This is a genomic window from Pseudomonas sp. P5_B2 (assembly GCF_056400445.1).
Genome location: NZ_JBFULH010000019.1, coordinates 1 through 16,324, shown reverse-complemented (window position 1 = coordinate 16,324; position 16,324 = coordinate 1). Strand labels below are relative to the sequence as shown.

At 58.7% G+C, this 16,324-nt stretch carries 13 protein-coding genes and 2 pseudogenes; 1 reads left to right on the top strand and 14 read right to left on the bottom strand.

Going from position 1 to position 16,324, the window contains the following annotated elements; translation table 11 throughout:
* Positions 1–12: 12 nt before the first annotated feature.
* From AC1DRJ_RS04080 to rfaH, 12 genes and pseudogenes are all read right to left on the bottom strand, one after another.
* Complete coding sequence (locus AC1DRJ_RS04080) at positions 13–1,431, bottom strand: oligosaccharide flippase family protein (protein WP_477800955.1); 1,419 nt, start codon at positions 1,429–1,431, stop codon at positions 13–15.
* A gap of 15 nt (positions 1,432–1,446) precedes the next feature.
* Positions 1,447–2,400 (bottom strand): glycosyltransferase family 2 protein, encoded by a 954-nt coding sequence (locus AC1DRJ_RS04075; protein WP_477800954.1) that lies wholly within the window; start codon positions 2,398–2,400, stop codon positions 1,447–1,449.
* Positions 2,394–3,731, bottom strand: a complete 1,338-nt coding sequence (locus AC1DRJ_RS04070) for an O-antigen ligase family protein (protein ID WP_477800953.1) — start codon at positions 3,729–3,731, stop codon at positions 2,394–2,396. The genes AC1DRJ_RS04075 and AC1DRJ_RS04070 overlap by 7 nt, the downstream gene beginning before the upstream one ends.
* Positions 3,728–4,840: a glycosyltransferase gene (locus AC1DRJ_RS04065; RefSeq protein WP_477800952.1), complete on the bottom strand. Its 1,113-nt coding sequence runs from the start codon at positions 4,838–4,840 to the stop codon at positions 3,728–3,730. Before AC1DRJ_RS04065 ends, AC1DRJ_RS04070 begins: the two co-directional genes overlap by 4 nt.
* The gene (locus tag AC1DRJ_RS04060) at positions 4,837–5,919 is read right to left on the bottom strand and encodes a glycosyltransferase (protein WP_477800951.1); all 1,083 of its coding nucleotides are present in this window, start codon (positions 5,917–5,919) and stop codon (positions 4,837–4,839) included. The genes AC1DRJ_RS04065 and AC1DRJ_RS04060 overlap by 4 nt, the downstream gene beginning before the upstream one ends.
* Positions 5,920–5,921: 2 nt before the next feature.
* Entirely contained in the window at positions 5,922–6,626 is a 705-nt protein-coding gene (locus tag AC1DRJ_RS04055) for a WecB/TagA/CpsF family glycosyltransferase (RefSeq protein ID WP_477800950.1), read from the bottom strand.
* Between the two features lie 13 nt (positions 6,627–6,639).
* Positions 6,640–7,980, bottom strand: coding sequence for a UDP-glucose dehydrogenase family protein (locus AC1DRJ_RS04050; RefSeq protein WP_477800949.1), 1,341 nt, complete (start codon positions 7,978–7,980; stop codon positions 6,640–6,642).
* Between the two features lie 30 nt (positions 7,981–8,010).
* Positions 8,011–9,314, bottom strand: a pseudogene (locus tag AC1DRJ_RS04045) (exopolysaccharide biosynthesis polyprenyl glycosylphosphotransferase).
* A 243-nt stretch (positions 9,315–9,557) separates the two neighbouring features.
* Complete coding sequence (locus AC1DRJ_RS04040; protein ID WP_477800948.1) at positions 9,558–11,870, bottom strand: GumC family protein; 2,313 nt, start codon at positions 11,868–11,870, stop codon at positions 9,558–9,560.
* A 2-nt stretch (positions 11,871–11,872) separates the two neighbouring features.
* Positions 11,873–12,406 (bottom strand): polysaccharide biosynthesis/export family protein, encoded by a 534-nt coding sequence (locus tag AC1DRJ_RS04035; RefSeq protein WP_477800947.1) that lies wholly within the window; start codon positions 12,404–12,406, stop codon positions 11,873–11,875.
* Positions 12,407–12,418: 12 nt separating this feature from the next.
* The gene (locus tag AC1DRJ_RS04030) at positions 12,419–13,579 is read right to left on the bottom strand and encodes an outer membrane beta-barrel protein (protein ID WP_477800946.1); all 1,161 of its coding nucleotides are present in this window, start codon (positions 13,577–13,579) and stop codon (positions 12,419–12,421) included.
* Between the two features lie 37 nt (positions 13,580–13,616).
* Positions 13,617–14,153, bottom strand: coding sequence for a transcription/translation regulatory transformer protein RfaH (gene rfaH, locus AC1DRJ_RS04025; RefSeq protein ID WP_477800945.1), 537 nt, complete (start codon positions 14,151–14,153; stop codon positions 13,617–13,619).
* Positions 14,154–14,756: 603 nt separating this feature from the next.
* Between rfaH and AC1DRJ_RS04020 the strand changes: the two genes are divergently transcribed.
* A complete protein-coding gene (locus tag AC1DRJ_RS04020) occupies positions 14,757–15,734 on the top strand; it encodes an NAD-dependent epimerase (protein ID WP_477800944.1) in 978 nt (325 codons plus the stop codon).
* Between the two features lie 2 nt (positions 15,735–15,736).
* Here the strand turns inward: AC1DRJ_RS04020 and AC1DRJ_RS04015 are convergent.
* Positions 15,737–15,859: pseudogene (locus tag AC1DRJ_RS04015) on the bottom strand (bestrophin family protein); the annotation flags it as partial.
* A 72-nt stretch (positions 15,860–15,931) separates the two neighbouring features.
* Positions 15,932–16,324, bottom strand: a 393-nt coding sequence (locus AC1DRJ_RS04010) for an alpha/beta hydrolase (RefSeq protein ID WP_477800943.1), incomplete at its 5' end; no start/stop codon positions are given.

The window sequence follows — 16,324 nt, the reverse complement described above, 5'->3', positions numbered from 1 at the left end:
CAGGGACTGAATTCAGCGAGCGGTGAAAACCGTTTTGAATTCTTGCGGCCAGTGCGGGTGTAAAACGCTATAGGCCACGGCATAGCTCAGTGCGCCGACAACGATGTTGCAGATCAGGTGCAGGTAACCTTGAAAATCCAGGCGCGGTGACACAAACAGGACGGTCGCGGCCATGATCAGTGAGGCAATCACGCTGCGATAATTGGAGTCGAGGAACCGCCGCCAGCCGTAACCGATGGCGGTGTTCAGCCCCCGGATTTGCAGTGGCGTGATGATCAGCATCCGCGCCAGTAGGGCCAAGGCGGCAGCCATCCCGCCATAGAGGCTGCCGAAGCTGTAGACCAGCGCCAGTGCCAGCAAGGTGGTCGTCACTTCGGCCTTGATCGTGAGCTGGCTGCGATTGACCGCCACCAGCGCGGTGGTGGCGTACATCGCGGTGTTGCCGATGGCGGCGGTGCAGGCCAGCACTTGCAGCAGTGGAATGGCTTCGGCCCATTTGGCGCCGAAGATCAGCAGGATCAAATCTTCAGCCGTGAGCGCGATGCCGATGAACAGCGGCGTCAGCAGGAAGCCGCTGAGGGCGGTCGAGTCGCCGATGATCCCGAGCAGCCGCGCGGGCTCGGCACTGCGCCGGGCGAACACCGGCAATGCGTAGCTCATCAATCCGTTGTAGATGGCGCTGCGCGGTAGGTCGATGATGCGCATCGCCATGTTGAACATGCCGACTGCGTTGGCGCCGGCGGTCATGGCCAACACCACGTTGACCCCGCGTTGCAGCGATTGTGAACTTAAAGCGTTTATCGCTACTGGCGTGCCGGCCTTCAGCAGTTCACGCAGGAACGGGCCGTCGATATGGAAGGGAATGCGCCGCCGCTCGCCGAGCATCAACACGATGATCGAGACGAACTCCATGATCAGCGCCTGCGCAATCACCGCCCAGGCCCCCAACCCCAAAAGCGCCACCGCCACTCCGCCTACGCCACCAAACACCTTGCCCAGCAACGTGCGTGACGCCAGCATCTTGAAGTTGCCGCTGCGGCGCATTTGCGCGACGTAGACCCGCGCCATCATGGTGAACAGGATCTTCACCGAAGCCACCGCCATCATCCATTGCAGCACCGGGGAGGGCGTGTACAGCATGGCTGCGCAGGTGATGACGACGATGGACGCCAGGCTGACCAGTACGGCGCTCCAGAACGCCGTGGAAATATGTTTGTCCTCCAGCCGCTCAAGCCGCACCAGCGGGTCTTCCAGCACCGAGGAGTAGATGAGGCCGATCAGTTCGACAATCGCGATGATCACCGTGCCCACACCCAGTTCCGCCGGCGTCAGCAGTCGGGCATACACGACAAACGTGATCATGGACAGGAAGATCAGGCCGAATTTTTCGGTGAAGATCCAGATCAATGTAACCAGACGATGATTGGCCATGGGCGCGGGACCGGATCAATGAGCGGTGGTCGATTCGACTGCCTTGCGCAGGGTTTTTGCCCGCGCATAGAGGTAGCGCAAGGTTTGTTTGCCGCGGCAGAAAACCAGCGTCTGCCAGGACTGTTCAAGCATGCGGCGGTACACGCTGACCACGTGCGAATGCTCGCCACGCCTGGAGAAGGCATCGAGAAACTCCGCATGATTGGCCAACACGAAATGGGTGCGCTGTTGGCGGGTCAGGACTTCGCCGTAACGCGCCAGGTACAGCTCGATGAATCTGACCTTGTGCGGGTAGTACTTTTTTGGCTGTGCGGTGATATTGCCGCTGCTGATCTCACGCCGGACCAGCACCTGGGGCACGGTGTGGATTTCCCAGTACTCGGCGATCCGGGTCCACAGCAAGCGGTCTTCGGCATAGTGCAGAGACGGATCGAACCCGCCCAGGGCGACAACCACTTCGCGCAGGACCAGCACCGTGGAGGTGCCATTAACGATGTTGGCGTGGATGAAATCGTCGAAGTGCCGTCCGCATTTGTGTCGGTCTTCGACTTGCCGGGTACYGTTGCTGTACTCGATCAGCACGTCGCAATCGATCAGCCCTACCGAGTGCCCGAGACGGCAAAGCTCTTCATGCAGCGCCAACTGTTTTTCCAGTTTTTGCGGGTGCCACTGATCATCGGCATCGAGGAACGCAATGAAGGTTTCTTCGGAGCGGAATACGCCTTTGTTGCGCGCACTGGCCGGTCCCTCGTTTGCCTGGCGCAGCAGGGTCAAGGGGAACGACGCGGCGTAGTCGGCAACGATTTGCGGCCCGGCATCGCTTGAGCCATCGTCGATGACGATCACGTGATCCGGCCGCCGGGTTTGCTCGCTCAGCGAGTCCAGGGTCTGGCGGATACTGCCGGCCGCGTTGTACATCGGGATGACCACGCACACCGAACTCGGTGCAAGAGAGGCTGCTGTCAGCACGGGCGTTGCTCCTTGTGAATGACCTTGGCCGCTGCGCTATTGAATGCGACGTCAGCGGGAACATGGTGTCGGGCGACCGGCGACTGCGCAAAACCCCTGGCGTGGTGGTGGCGGAATGACAACGCCAGCGTGCAGAACACCAGGAACTCGGCAGAGCGGTAGTTGGGAATCACGTACGCCACGTAGTTGGTAACCGCGAACAAACCGATGATCACCAGGGCACTGGCGCGAAACTGTGCGGACTGGTTCGCCGTCACGGCGCGGTACTGTTTGATCAGCGCCTCACCCAGCAACAGGACCAACGCGGTCAGCTGGATGATGCCGCCGTTGAGCAGCGTCTCCATGTAGCCGCTGTGGGCGTTGCCGATGTAGCCCCAACGGGTAATGAACGCATCGGCATCCGGGCTGGACCAAAACGCGCCGTAGCCATAACCCTTGAGGAACTGACTGTCGACAAAGGGTGCGAGCAGCTCCCAGATCATCGTTCGGTCGGTGAGAGAGGGGTCACGACCGGCCATCTCCAGCAGCAGCGCAAAGTTGTTGTAGAGAAACAGGCACACCAGCAGGTAGAGCAGGGTGCAACCGAGGAACATCAGTTGCGATCGGTTCATGTGTAAACGGATCAGCGTCAGGAAATACCCGTAGCTGATCGTGCCGGCAATGATCAGCACCACCCCGGTTGCTGACTGCGCGAGCAAGATCGCAATCAGTGAGAAAAACGCGCAGAACAGCGCCCAGCGGTTGCGCTGGCGAATCATCGGCAGCAACAGCAGGATCGCGATGGCGTTGATCCGTGCGCCGGCGTTCTTCTCCATGAAAATCCCTTTGAACGCACCGTCGCGAATCCCGCCGGAAATGAACGCGGCGCTGGGCATCACCAGCGCCAGAATCAAGCCGATCAACGCCGCCACGCCAATGGCACAGCCAAGCATGAAGGTGATTTTTTCGAGGCTGTAGTTGTAGGCGATGAAGCCGGCAAAAAACACCACGCTGATCATCGCGATAAACCGTTTGAGGCTGAGCATCGGGTCGTGGGACCAGCCGATGGAGGCGATCACGCTGAGCATGAACAGCAGCAGAAAGAAGTTGCCCCGGTAAAAGCTTTTACTGAGGAAGACCTTGTTGCGGATGAAGAAGAACAACGGCACCAGCAACGTGATCAGCCCGCAGACCTGGTTGGTCATGTTGCCTTCGAGGTCTTTGTCGATGTCGTCGAAACTTGATGCGCCACCCAAGCCGAGGACAAACGAAATCACCTGGATGTAAAACAGCACACCAAACAAGGTAAAACCGTCGCGCAGCGTGGAATAGCGAATCTCCAGTCGGTTCATGGCGAGGGGCTCCCGAGCAAAGCGTTGAGGTAGGTTTTCACGGCGCTGGCATTCATGAACCGGGCGGCCGCATCGAGGCGGGCCCCATGGTGTACCTCGCGCGGCGTGGCGAGTTGCAGGGAGATCGCCTGCGTGAGGGCAATCGGGTCGTCGACCGCCACGAGGGGGGCGACGATGCCATTGATCAGGATGTCTTGCGGGCCATGGGGGCAACGGGTCGAGACCACCCGTGTGCCCGTGGACAAGGCTTCGACCAGCGCGTTGGGGCTGCCCTCGAAACGCGACGACAACACAAAACAATCGGCTGCCGCCACTTCCGCCATGGGCTCTGGGTTGTACCCCGGCAGATCGAAACGATCCTCCACGCCTAGTTTGCGTGCCTGCTCCAGCAGTTGTTCGCGCAGCGCGCCTTCGCCAAAAATGATCAGGCGCGCACTACGGTCCGGCAATGCCGCGAACGCGGTGATCAAGGTGTCGAAGCCTTTTTGTGGCGCCAGGCGGCCCACGGCAACAATCACAGGGCCAGACGCTTCAAGCAGCCAGCGATGGCTGGGTGGTCGCGGCGGTTTTTCACGAAAGTCGTTGTCGAGTACCGGATTGTCGGCAATGGTCACGTCCTGGCGACGGGCGATGGTGGTGTCGACCAGGTCCTGGGCTACGCCTCGCGACACGCAAATAACCGGGTTGGGAATGAACCGATACAGCAGCGGCGCCACACCGTAAGCGACACGCACCATGAAGTCGGGGTTGACGTGCTTGTCGTGGGAAAACGCGTTGCGCTCGCTGACGTGCAGCCGTGCCAGCGTCCCTGACAGGGCAGAGGCGGCGATCGCCACTACGTTGACGTGGGTGAGCGCCGCCAGTTGCGCGTCGAAGTAGTTTTCTCGAAGAAATCGCGCCAGGGCTGGTACCGCTCTTGAACTGCGTGGGCTGAGCAATTCGACTTTTTTTACCCGTGGGTCGAGGTATTGCGCGTTGATGCCGCCACCGGTGAGCATCAGCAGGGTCACGTCATTGCCCGCGTCCACCAGCGCACCGGCCAGGCGCATCATCATTTTTTCCGCCCCGCCTGCGGCGAGGTCGTGCAGGATAATCAGCAGCTTTTTCATTGGTTCCATACCTGGTAATACGCCTGCGCGGCGTCCTGGCTGGTGTACTGACGGATCGCGTCACTGATCATGTCCCCGTTGATCGCTACCTGACCCTGCAAAAACAGGCTTTGCAGCATGCCTTCGGCCAGCGCCGGCACGTCGTTGACGTTGACCAGTTGACCGAGCCGGCCGTGGTCCAGCAGTTCTCTGGGCCCGGTCTCACAATCGCAAGCCAACACCGGCGTACCCAACGCCAGGGCCTCGATCAGTACGGTCGGCATGCCTTCCTGCAGCGAGCTCAGAATGAACAGTCGTGCGTTCTTGAGCAGGGAATAGGGGTTACTCAGGAAACCGGTGAAATGCACGCGGTGCGCGATGCCAAGGCGTTCTGCCTGAAGGGTCAGGGCTTCGCGCAATGGACCGTCGCCAGCGATCACCAGATCGGGTACGACCTCGCTGTGCAATGCCATGGCGTAGGCATCGAGCAACAAGTGAAAACCCTTGGGTTCCACCAAACGGCCCAGACCCAGCCAATAGTTGCGCGGGATATCGCTCGGCAGTGGGGCCTTGGCGGCGCGCAGCAGTTGATCGGTGATGACCGCGTTCGGGCAATAGCGGATTCGTTGCCGGCCCCACGGCATCATGTCCGCAAGGGACTGACGCAGCACTGTGGACACCGCCACCACCTTGCCGCTGCCACACAAGTACAGCGCGTAGAGCAGACGCAGACTGGCGGGGCCGGTTTTCTGTTCCGTGCAATCGAGTGTGGTGTGGCGGCTATAGATGACCTTGCAAGGGCTGCCGAGGGTGGCGAACCACGTGCACAGGTTGGCCTGCTCCTTGGCGGAAATGAGGTGGGTGACGCCCTCACGGCGAATCAGCCGGCGCAATAGACCGATGGATTTGAACAATCCGAGCACGCCGCTGCCGCCGCCGTCATTGAGGCTTTGCACGCCTTCAGTGTCCGGTGTGTCGCCGTTGATGACGAAGAAACTCACGCGCTGACCGTCCTTCAGAAACTGTTCGGACAAGCGCTGCTGAACGCGCTCGACACCTCCGCCAGACTTGAAATCCTTGAGGGTGAACAGAATGTGCATGGTCATTCCCCAACGTTGATGGTGACTTTGTGCCGAACGAGCATCGCCAGCAGCTGCAAGAAATTGCTCGGGTAGTCGATGAGGTAGCGTTTGATGGTGTGCGGCTCGCGATACATGCGATAGAACGCGCGCAAGTGCAGGCGGTTGATCATTGCGGGGTAGTACTCACGCGTGGCCATGGCCTCCTGGCGTATGAACCCACCACAGGTAAAGGAAACACCGCGAAAGCCCGAACGCTGCGCATCCTGCTCGAACTGCTCTTGTAATCCGGCGCCGAGGCCGACGATCAGGATGTTCGCTTCACTGCGGCAAATGTCGGCCTGAATGCCCTCGGCCTGCGTCGCATCGAAGTAGCCATTGTGATAGCCAGCGATGATCAGCTGCGGATAGCGGGTCTTGATCTTGCTGATAAACAGTTCCAGTTCGGCCTGCCGGGCACCGACGAAATACACCCGTTTGCCCTGTCGCTCGGCGTCGCTGAGTACCGGGTCGGCGATGGAGGTGAAGTCGAAGCTGACCCGACCAACGCTGCGGCCGGTCACCTGCGACATGAATGTCGACATCAGCATGCCGTCGCAAAAATAGGCGATGGTGTCTGGCGTCTGTTTGAAGTAGCTGCCGATGGACGCGAAGTTAATGAAGGAATACGCCTGGTTGGCGTCCAGCAGGGCCGATGAGTACTGCGTGACAATATTCAGTGTGGGCATGACCTGACTCCTTTTAGAGGATGGCGTGGGTCTGCCGACCCACGGAGATGTAGGTAAAGCCACGCTTGCTCAAGCGCTGCGGGTCGAACAGGTTGCGCCCGTCAAAAATCAGCGGTTGCTTGAGCTGCTGGCTGATCAGGTCGAAGTCCGGCGCCCGGAATGCTTGCCACTCGGTCACGATGATCAAGGCATCGGCATTTTTCAGCGCCGCTTCCTTGGTACCCACCAGGGTCAGGTCATCGCGCGAGCCGTAAATGCGCTGGGTTTCTTCCATGGCTTTCGGGTCGTAGGCTTGGACGTTGGCGCCGGCATGCCACAAGGCTTCCATCAACACGCGGCTGGGGGACTCGCGCATGTCGTCGGTGTTGGGTTTGAAGCTCAAACCCCACAGGGCGAAGGTCTTGCCGCGAAGCGCGCCGTTGAAGTGGTCGAAAATCTTGCTGTACAGGGTGGTTTTCTGTTCGTTGTTGCGCGACTCCACGGCCTTGAGCACCCGCGCGTCAATGTCGACGCTGGTGGCGGCGTGGATCAGCGCCTTCACATCCTTGGGAAAACACGAACCGCCGTAACCCAGGCCGGGGTAGATAAATTGATAGCCAATGCGTGGGTCGGAGCCGATACCGTGGCGGACCATTTCAATGTCGGCACCGAGTTTTTCCGCGATGTTGGCCATTTCGTTCATGAAGCTGATCTTGGTCGCCAGCATGCAATTGGCGGCGTACTTGGTCAGTTCGGCGCTGCGAATGTCCATGACAATGATTTTTTCGTGGTTGCGATTGAACGGCTCGTACAGTTCGCGCATGACCTCTTCGGCGTGCGGGCTGTCGGTGCCGATTACGATCCGGTCGGGGCGCATGCAGTCTTCCACCGCGCAGCCTTCCTTGAGAAATTCCGGGTTGGAGACCACGTCGAAGGTCAGATGGCTGCGATCGTTGTCGGCCAGCACCTGCTCGATGCGAGCCCGAACCAGGTCGCCGGTGCCCACCGGTACCGTGGATTTGTCGACGATGATCTGGTGACGGTCCATGTTCAGGGCGATGGTTTGCGCCACGCTCAGGACGTATTGAAGGTCAGCCGAGCCGTCTTCGTCAGGGGGCGTGCCAACGGCGATCAGCAGCACATCACCGTGCTGCACGGCGCCGGCCAGGTCCGTGCCGAACTGCAGGCGCCCGCTTTGATAATTGTCGAGCACCAGGCTTTTCAGGCCCGGTTCATAGATGGGAAGAGTGCCGTCCTTGAGTGCGTCGACCTTGGCGGCGTCGACATCGACGCACATTACGTTGTGGCCGACTTGCGCCAGCGCGGCGCCTTGGACAAGGCCCACATAACCGATACCGAATACGCTTACATTCATGGTCAAACCTCGGAGTGTCAGAGCAGGGCGTCAGTAGATGTTTTTCGAGAACAGCGTGAAGGGCGTCTTGATCAGAATTTTGATGTCGAGCCACAGCGACCATTGGTTGATGTAGTTGAGGTCCTGGGCGACGCGCAGCTGCATTTTTTCCACTGTTTCGGTTTCACCACGGTGCCCGGTCACCTGGGCCAGCCCGGTAATGCCCGGCTTGAGGCGATGGCGGGCCATGTAGGCGCGCACTTTCCCGGTGTAGTAAATGTTGTGGGTGACGGCATGCGGACGGGGGCCAACCAGGGCCATTTGGCCGAACAACACGTTGAACAGCTGTGGCAGTTCGTCAATGGAACTGCGGCGCAGGAAGCGCCCGACGGCTGTGATGCGATCATCCTCACGGGTGGCCTGGCGCACTTCGTGGTCGTCATGGACGCGCATGGAACGAAACTTCCAGACCAGGATCACTTCGCCGTTGCAACCGTGGCGGTTTTGCTTGAACAGTACCGGTCCCGGGGAACTCAGCTTGACGGCCGCTGCGACCGTCAACAGCAGCGGGCTGAGCACTATCAAGGCCATGGCCGCCAGGCTGCGTTCGAACAGGTCCTTGCAAAACAAGCTGGCGGGGTGCGAGCTGATCAGGCTTTCGTTGAGGTAGATGGCCGGCATCCGCTCGATTTCCGAGATCGAGTGATTGAGCAGCACCATGCTGCCCAAATCCGGGATCCACACCACGTCGACGTTCATGTCCAGCAAGTCGATGTACAGCGCTTCAATGGTGGCGGCATGCGCCATCGTCAGGACGATATAGACGCGCCGCACATTTAGACGGGTGATGATGTCGCGAATCTCGTCGACCCGGCCCAGCAGCGGCAAAATGCTCGGCGCCGGGCCGCTGTCGTCGGCGGCGGCGATGAAGCCCAGGGCCAGCGCACGGTTCGGCCGAGAGAGTTTTTTCGCCAGCTCATGGGCAGTCGGGGAGGTGCCGATGATCACCGAACGGCGTTCCTTGCAGACCATGCGCGAGTGGAGCCGGGCGAGGTTTGAGTGATGAAGGCAATGGCTGCCAGGACAGCCAGCAGGATCAGCCAGCCGGCCAGCAATCTACCGAGCCCGACCAACAGGCCATGACGCTTGTGGTAGACCTGCATCAGGCTGTAGATCGGTACCGAGCCGAGCACGGTCAGAATGAGCAGAATCCGGTAATCGCTGGTCAGGCTGCCGACGCGCCACCACACCAGCAGCATCAGCAGCGCGGTGGTCAGCGTCATTGCGCACGCCCACTGACCCCAGAACGTCAGGCCGCGGCGGTGTGTCAGATGAGCGGTATAGAGCGGAGTCATGGGCTTAACCTCAAGGCAGAAGTAGTGCACCAGCACTGGACGGGCAGACACGGCGTGGCTCCCGCAGGCTTTTCCGTAGCTCGGCAGAGGTGAAGCAGGTTTTGTTTTTGTTATGCAGAGGTGAGGCAGTTTGTTGTTATGGCAGATGAGTTTGGTGTGGGACTTACCGGTGGCCCAGTGAACCAGTGAACCAGTGGCCCCCTCACCACAGAACCCCTCACCACAGAAGACCCTTCACCATAATTACCGGGGTGCGAAGTCGTAGTTGTAAAAGGTGTGGGAATGGTTGTAGCCGTACTTGCGCGCCTTGCGCAGGTCGACCTGGTTGAGCACGGTGCCAAACGCGGGCACGTGGCTCTGTTGCAACATCGCAATGCCTCTTTGTACCTGGCTGATCGGCGTGCTGTCGGCCTTGACCACATAGATCACGGCGTCCGAATGTTGGGCCAGCAGCAGCGCATCGCTGATCATCTCCGCAGGGGGTGAGTCGATGATGATGTGGCGATAACGCGACTTGAGCGCTTCGAGCATGCGCGCCATGCGTGGCGAACTGAGCAAGTCCTGTGGTGGAGGCTGGCGCACCGCGTTGAGCGCGTCGGCGGGGGACGGCAGGCGCGGCGTGGTGAACAAGTCCGACGAGGGCTGCAACATTCGTCCAGCCGGCAGCAAGTCCAGGTTGCCCACCGACACGATGCAGTCTTCGAGACGGGCCGTGCCCGCAATGACATTGGCCAGCCCCGGTGCGTCGGGCGGGAAATCGAAGTTCAGCGAAAGGGTCGGCTGACGCATGTCGGCATCGATCAGCAGAACACGTTCAAGGGAGGTCAGCGAGCTGGCGAGGTTGTTGGCGATGGTGCTTTTGCCCTCACCGGCCACGGTCGAAGTCACCAGCACCACTTGCGACGGCATTTCACTGCTTTGCAACATCAACCAAGTGCGCAGGTTGCGAATGGTCTCGGAAAAACGCGGGTTGTCATTGTCCTCAAACAACCGCGCCAATTGCCGACGGCTTTTCTTCAATACCAGCGGTACGACGCTGAGCAGTGGAATGTTGAGCGTGCTCTCGATCGTCTCATCGGTCTTGAACGTGTTGTTCAGGGCGTCGAAGAGCAGGGCCAGCGCGACGCCGATCACGGCCGCCAGCAACCCGACAATGCCCACAATCAAGGTTTTACGCGGCTTGCTGGCTTCCATCGGAACGATGGCCGGGTCGACGATACGCACTTTTGTCGAGTCCATGTCGGCAGTGGCAGCGGTTTCCTTCAAGCGCGTGACAAAGGTTTCGTAAAGTGCGCGGGTGCTGTCGACCTCACGCTGGAACTCGCGCAACTGGAACTCCTTGCGCGCAATGTCCTGGATCTGCGCCTTGTTGCTGTTGAACGATTGGCGTATCGAGGCTTCGCTGGCCGAGGCGAGCTGGTATTGCCGTTCGATCCCGGACACCACCTGCTGCACCTGCAATTGCAGGCTGGTGGTGGCGGCGCGCAATTCGGACTGCGCAGAAATCAGGCTCGGGTGCTTCGGCCCATAGCGCCCCGACAGCTCATCGACCTTGGCTTGGGCCTTGGCCCGGTCCGCCTGGAATTGCTGGACCAGCGGGTTGGCCAACACAGCGGGTACGCTAGAGAGGCGACTCAGGTCGCCGGTGCTCAAGGCCTTCGCCTGACGGTATTCGCTTTCGGCTTCGGCGCGGTTCCGGCGGGCGTCGACCATGCGACTTCCGGTCATCTCCAGCTCATTGGCACTGAKGGTAGCGACGCCACCGACATCGACCAGGCCTTGCTCTTCGCGATAGCCCTGAAGCTTTTTCTCGGCCACGCGCAGGTTGTTGCGCAACTCGACCAGCCGCGTGTTCATCCAGGCCGTGGTGGTTTGCGATGACTTCTCGCTGGTGTCGATCTGGCTGTCGGTAAAGCCCTGGGCCAGTGCGTTGGCCGCGGCGGCGGCCAGTTCAGGGTTCGGCAGTTCGACCTCGATTTCCAGTAACTGACTTTTACCGACAAACTTGACGGTGGTGTGCAACATCAGGTTTTGCGTGACTTGGTTGAAGACGTCTTCCTCAGTCGGCGCATCCTTTTCCGGCATCAACGTGCTCAGTCCAGGAATCCATTGGTCAAGGTTGAGGTCCGCCAGCCACTTGCGCGGAGTGAACCAGGGCGCCGGTTGCTGGCGCGGGTCGGTGATCGGGTGAGTGGTGAGGCCGAGTTTTCGCACCGCCCGTTCTGCCAGGTCCCGCGATTCCAGCAGGGCCTGCTGGGTCTGCAAGTAGTCGGTGGCGTTGCTGCCTGAATCCTTGACTTGCTGGAAGGACATCATCGGCGGCGTTTTATCGTTGAACAGCAGCGTGGTGCTGCCGATGTATTGCGGGGTAATGAGCGAGACCGCCACCACCGCGAGGGCAACGCTGATCACCACCAGCCAGCCTATTTTCCATTTCGCACGCCAGATCACCCTCCACAGTTTGAGAAGATCAATGGTGTCCCTGTCTTCGCTGTACTGCTTATGCAGGTGCGTTTGCAGAGGACGTTCGACGTAGGTGCTAGGGCTGTTGTCCATGATTAGAAAAAGCCTTGTGCAATGGAAATGGTGTCGCCGGGGGCAATCGTGGTGTTGCGCGTCACTTCATCAGTGAGGGTCTTGTCACCCTCGCCACGCAGGATCGTCACGCGTTTGATCGAGGCGCGCTCGGTCAGGCCGCCGCCCAACGCGATGGCTTTTTCAAGGGTTAAACCGGGCACGAACGGATAGCTGCCGGGTTTCTGCACCTCACCGTTGATGTAGAACGAGCGGTATTCGATCTGGCTCAAGCTGACTTTCGGATCGTTCAGGTAACCCTGTTTGAGCCCGTCGACGATGATCTTTTCGACCTGGCTGGGTGTGAGCCCCTTGGCGGAAATCTCGCCCAGGAACGGGTAGGAAAACGTTCCGGCGTCGTTGAGCCGAATTTTCTTCAGGCTCAATTCCGGCTCACCGAACACGGTGATGCGCAACACATCGCCGGCGGCCAGTTTGTACTGGGTGCCGGTGTCGGCCGCATAGGCAGTGGGGACAACCGCCAATGCGAACAACAAGCCAAGAGTGTGTGAGTTCATGTCTATACCCTCCTATAGGCTGACGTTGAAGCTGATTTGAAAAACGTTGCGGGTGTAGCTTTCGTTGTCGGCATCCGAGTCGTTATCGCGGTAGCGATAGCCGAGTTCGATGTCCATCCAGCGGCGCATGGCGTAGATCAGCGCCAGGTTGTAGTCCTGAAGATTGTCCGTGCGGCTCTCGCCTTCGTAGACATAACGACCGTACCCCGCCTGGGCCACAGAGGTGATTCGATCGGTCCAGCCATGACGCCAGCCGACTTGGGTAAAGGTCGATTTCACGGCATCAGCGCCGTCGTCGCCTTCGGCCATGGCCTGGCGGGCGACGAAGGTAAAGGTCGAATAAGTGCGCGGTTTCCATTGCATGTCCACTTGCCAGGTGGGGTTGTCGAGGTCTTTGGATTCGCTGCTGTCGAAGTCCTTTTTCTCATAACCAATACGGACTTTACCCGTCGTGCGAGCGGTGAAGTCCCAGGTCGCACCGGCGAGCACGGCGTCGGATTTACTGCTGCGCGGGCTGTCAGGTAGCAGGTAATCAAAATCGGTGTGGTCGTATTCCAGCAGGCCACGGGTATTACTGCCGATGCGGTGATACCAGGTAGTGGTCACGCCGGTGGTATTACGCTCTTTGTCATCGTTGACGCCGTCGGCATTGGTGTAGCGAAGTTCGGCGTAATTGGCGCCGAAGTCGATCTGGTTATCCGCACTCTTGGCGCCGTAGGTGTACAAGCCGCCCACGCGTTTGTTGTTGAGCTTGTCGTTTTCGCCTTCCACCGCCGTCGATTCGGTGCGCTGCCATTTGCGGTATTCAGCGTCGAGTTTCAAACGGTGCCGGTCGGTGAATTCCATCACGCTGTCGACTCGCACGCGTTGTGCCGTATACGAAGCGTCCGACTCGTCGTGATAGATGTTCCGGCTGGGCTGCCAGGTCAGGCGGGTGGCACTGTTCCGGTCTTCAGCCTTGAGCTCGAAAGAGGGCGCTAGCCGGGTGATCATGGACGACTGTACATTGGATTCCAACTCGCGAAAGTTGTCGTCATAACTTTCCGACAGCAGGAAAGTTGGGGTGAAGTTCAAACCATAAACATCAATATATTGTGGCTTGATACACCAGGCCAACTCCGGGTACAGAGAGGCCATGAGCAGCGCAACAGGCCAGCGTGACTTCAAGGCCATGTTATAGCTCCTGAGGAAAAGCATATAAGGCGAATAATCAGATATTTATCTGTAGCGCGGTGTGCTGACGTTTGAGATCACTGCATGGAACGGAGATAGTTTGATCGCGATTAAGAAACTGCATCAGGATCATCACACGCTCATCCCCCATAGACGATACGAAGATGCCTTCCAGTGGCGACAGTGGCCCTCGAATTATTTGCAACTGTTCACCGGGTTTCAGGTCGTGATTGRCGTGTGGCTCCGTGGATTCAAAACAGCGCGCGCGCAAATGTTCGATGACGTGCTCGGACACTGTCGCAGGACCCTGATTAAATTCGACAATTCGACTGACGCCGCGGGTAGAACGTATGGGCGCCCAATTATCGGTACGGCTGAGGTGGATAAACAAATACCCGGGGAACAGCGATTCCATCACCCTGAGCCGTTTTCCGCGTATCACGCGTTCACTTACCAGCTGGGGGTGAAATATCACATAGTTTTGTTGGAGCAGGTTGAGGTGAGCGCGCTCATCCTGACGGGGTTTACATTGCAAAAGGTACCAATTAGACCGTTCGGAGCTGTGTGCTGACATGCTGGTAAACTCTTTGAATGGAGAAGTTTAGGCAGGCAGTGGCTCTATTGAGGCCCAGGAAGTGTTAATCGTGCATATGTGTTTTTTTTAGAAGTGTGCAGTCGTGTATCAATAATGAAACACAAAACGCCTCACGAAAGGGCATAAACCAATAACGTGACGCTATACCGTGCATACATAGGCATAAGCCTGAGGTGAACTTTGCCTCGGGCAAAGCTACCGCACGGTCTGCATATGGGACCTGTGAAAAAAACTGCAAAGGAAGAGATCTGCGGAACAGTGGATAACGAGATAGTTTGCACTCGTGTCCTCTACCAACAGACCGGTATAGTTATCGGTCACTCTTAGCGACCTGTCAAACGTTCTTTGTCAAAAAAGATGCCTTTTGTCCAATAGGGGGTTTGCTGGTGTGCAAGTAATTGTTTTTGCGAGAAATTTTTAATTTGTCGGACAGATTAAACTTCTCGTGCGGTTAATTGTCATCTCGGCGGAGTATARGTCCCTCGGTGCGGGGAATATTAAGTAATCGGTATTGCTTCTGGACCCGGTGCAATAGCACCGCTATAACTAACGACTTCTTGTCCAACCAAGTGAGCAGGCACTATGACCGTTCTTGTAACTGGCGCCGCAGGGTTCATCGGGTATCACACGGTCAAACGGTTGTGTCTGCAAGGCCTTGAAGTGATAGGCATCGACAACCTCAACGACTATTACAGCGTGGAACTCAAACAGGCACGGCTCCAGCAACTGAACGTGCTCCAGGGCTTCCGTTTTCAGAAAATGGACATCGTCGACAAACCCGCATTGATGGCCCTGTTCGACGAGCATCACTTCACCGAAGTGGTGCATTTGGCGGCGCAGGCGGGGGTTCGCTACTCGCTGGACAATCCGGACGCGTATGCGCAATCCAACCTGGTGGGTTTCTTGAATGTCCTGGAAGCCTGCCGGCATCATCCGCCTGCGCACCTGATCTACGCGTCGAGCAGTTCAGTGTACGGCGCCAACAACAAATTACCGTTCAGCGTCGATGACCCGGTTGATCATCCGGTTTCACTGTACGCAGCGAGCAAGCGCGCCAATGAACTGCTCGCCGACAGCTACTGTCATCTCTATGGCCTGAAGGCCAGCGGTCTGCGCTTTTTTACCGTCTACGGGCCTTGGGGACGTCCCGACATGGCGCTGTTCAAGTTTACCGAGGCGATCCTCAAGGGCCAGCCGATCGATGTGTTCAACCATGGTCAGATGGCGCGCGATTTCACCTACATCGACGACATTGTCGAAGGCATCGTCCGGCTGCGGACAAAACCGCCGGAATCGAGTCAGGAGACCGAGGGCGTCAACCGGATTTTCAACATCGGCCGTGGCATGCCGGTCGCGTTACTGGACTTTATCGATTGCCTGGAGTCGGCATTGGGGATACAGGCTCAGCGCAATTATCTGCCGATGCAAGCGGGCGATGTGGTCAAGACCTGGGCCGATGTGTCGGCGCTGGCTGACTGGGTCGACTTCCGCCCACAGGTGACCGTTGAAACCGGTGTCGCGCACTTTGTGGAATGGTATCGGCACTTTTATCAGGGGTGAAATCACCTCAACACAAAGTCCACCGGCGCCAGTACTGGAGGTAGTTGGGTTTGCCCCATGGCCGTGAGGATCTCCCGCTCGATGGTGCGCACGAATGCGTCGAGGGGCAGATCGTTTTCGTCGCGGTCCATGCCTGTCGCGCAGCCCAATCACTCTGCATTACCGCATGATCGATACGGTCTATGAGAGCGCCCGCATCATAATCCATCGCCCAGTAACTTGAGGTACTCGGGGCTGTCGGAAAGGGAGTTATGGCCAGCGTCCGGTATCACCTTCAGCGTCGCCACACCGGGGGCGAAATGGTTGTAGAGCTGTTGTGTGCTGGAGCGCGGGATGACCTCGTCATGCCCGGCGGCGATCAACAAGCTCGGCACCGTAATGTGCGCCGCGTATCGCCACGATTCGTACCGATCCTGTAGCAGCCATCTCACCGGAAACCATGGGAACTGCTGTTTGGCGAGGCCTTCCAGGCTGTTGTAAGGCGTGATCAGGATCAGCCGCGAAGCGGGGCGTTGGCTGGCCAGGCGCACGGCAACGCCTGAGCCGAGGCTGCGACCGACCACAGCAACATTCGGATGGTGGTTGTAGAC

Coding starts and splice junctions, on each gene's coding strand:
- AC1DRJ_RS04080 (WP_477800955.1), bottom strand. CDS start 1,431: ATGGCCAATCATCGTCTGGTTACATTGATCTGGATCTTCACCGAAAAA.
- AC1DRJ_RS04070 (WP_477800953.1), bottom strand. CDS start 3,731: ATGAACCGACTGGAGATTCGCTATTCCACGCTGCGCGACGGTTTTACC.
- AC1DRJ_RS04065 (WP_477800952.1), bottom strand. CDS start 4,840: ATGAAAAAGCTGCTGATTATCCTGCACGACCTCGCCGCAGGCGGGGCG.
- AC1DRJ_RS04060 (WP_477800951.1), bottom strand. CDS start 5,919: ATGCACATTCTGTTCACCCTCAAGGATTTCAAGTCTGGCGGAGGTGTC.
- AC1DRJ_RS04055 (WP_477800950.1), bottom strand. CDS start 6,626: ATGCCCACACTGAATATTGTCACGCAGTACTCATCGGCCCTGCTGGAC.
- AC1DRJ_RS04050 (WP_477800949.1), bottom strand. CDS start 7,980: ATGAATGTAAGCGTATTCGGTATCGGTTATGTGGGCCTTGTCCAAGGC.
- AC1DRJ_RS04035 (WP_477800947.1), bottom strand. CDS start 12,406: ATGAACTCACACACTCTTGGCTTGTTGTTCGCATTGGCGGTTGTCCCC.
- AC1DRJ_RS04030 (WP_477800946.1), bottom strand. CDS start 13,579: ATGGCCTTGAAGTCACGCTGGCCTGTTGCGCTGCTCATGGCCTCTCTG.
- AC1DRJ_RS04020 (WP_477800944.1), top strand. CDS start 14,757: ATGACCGTTCTTGTAACTGGCGCCGCAGGGTTCATCGGGTATCACACG.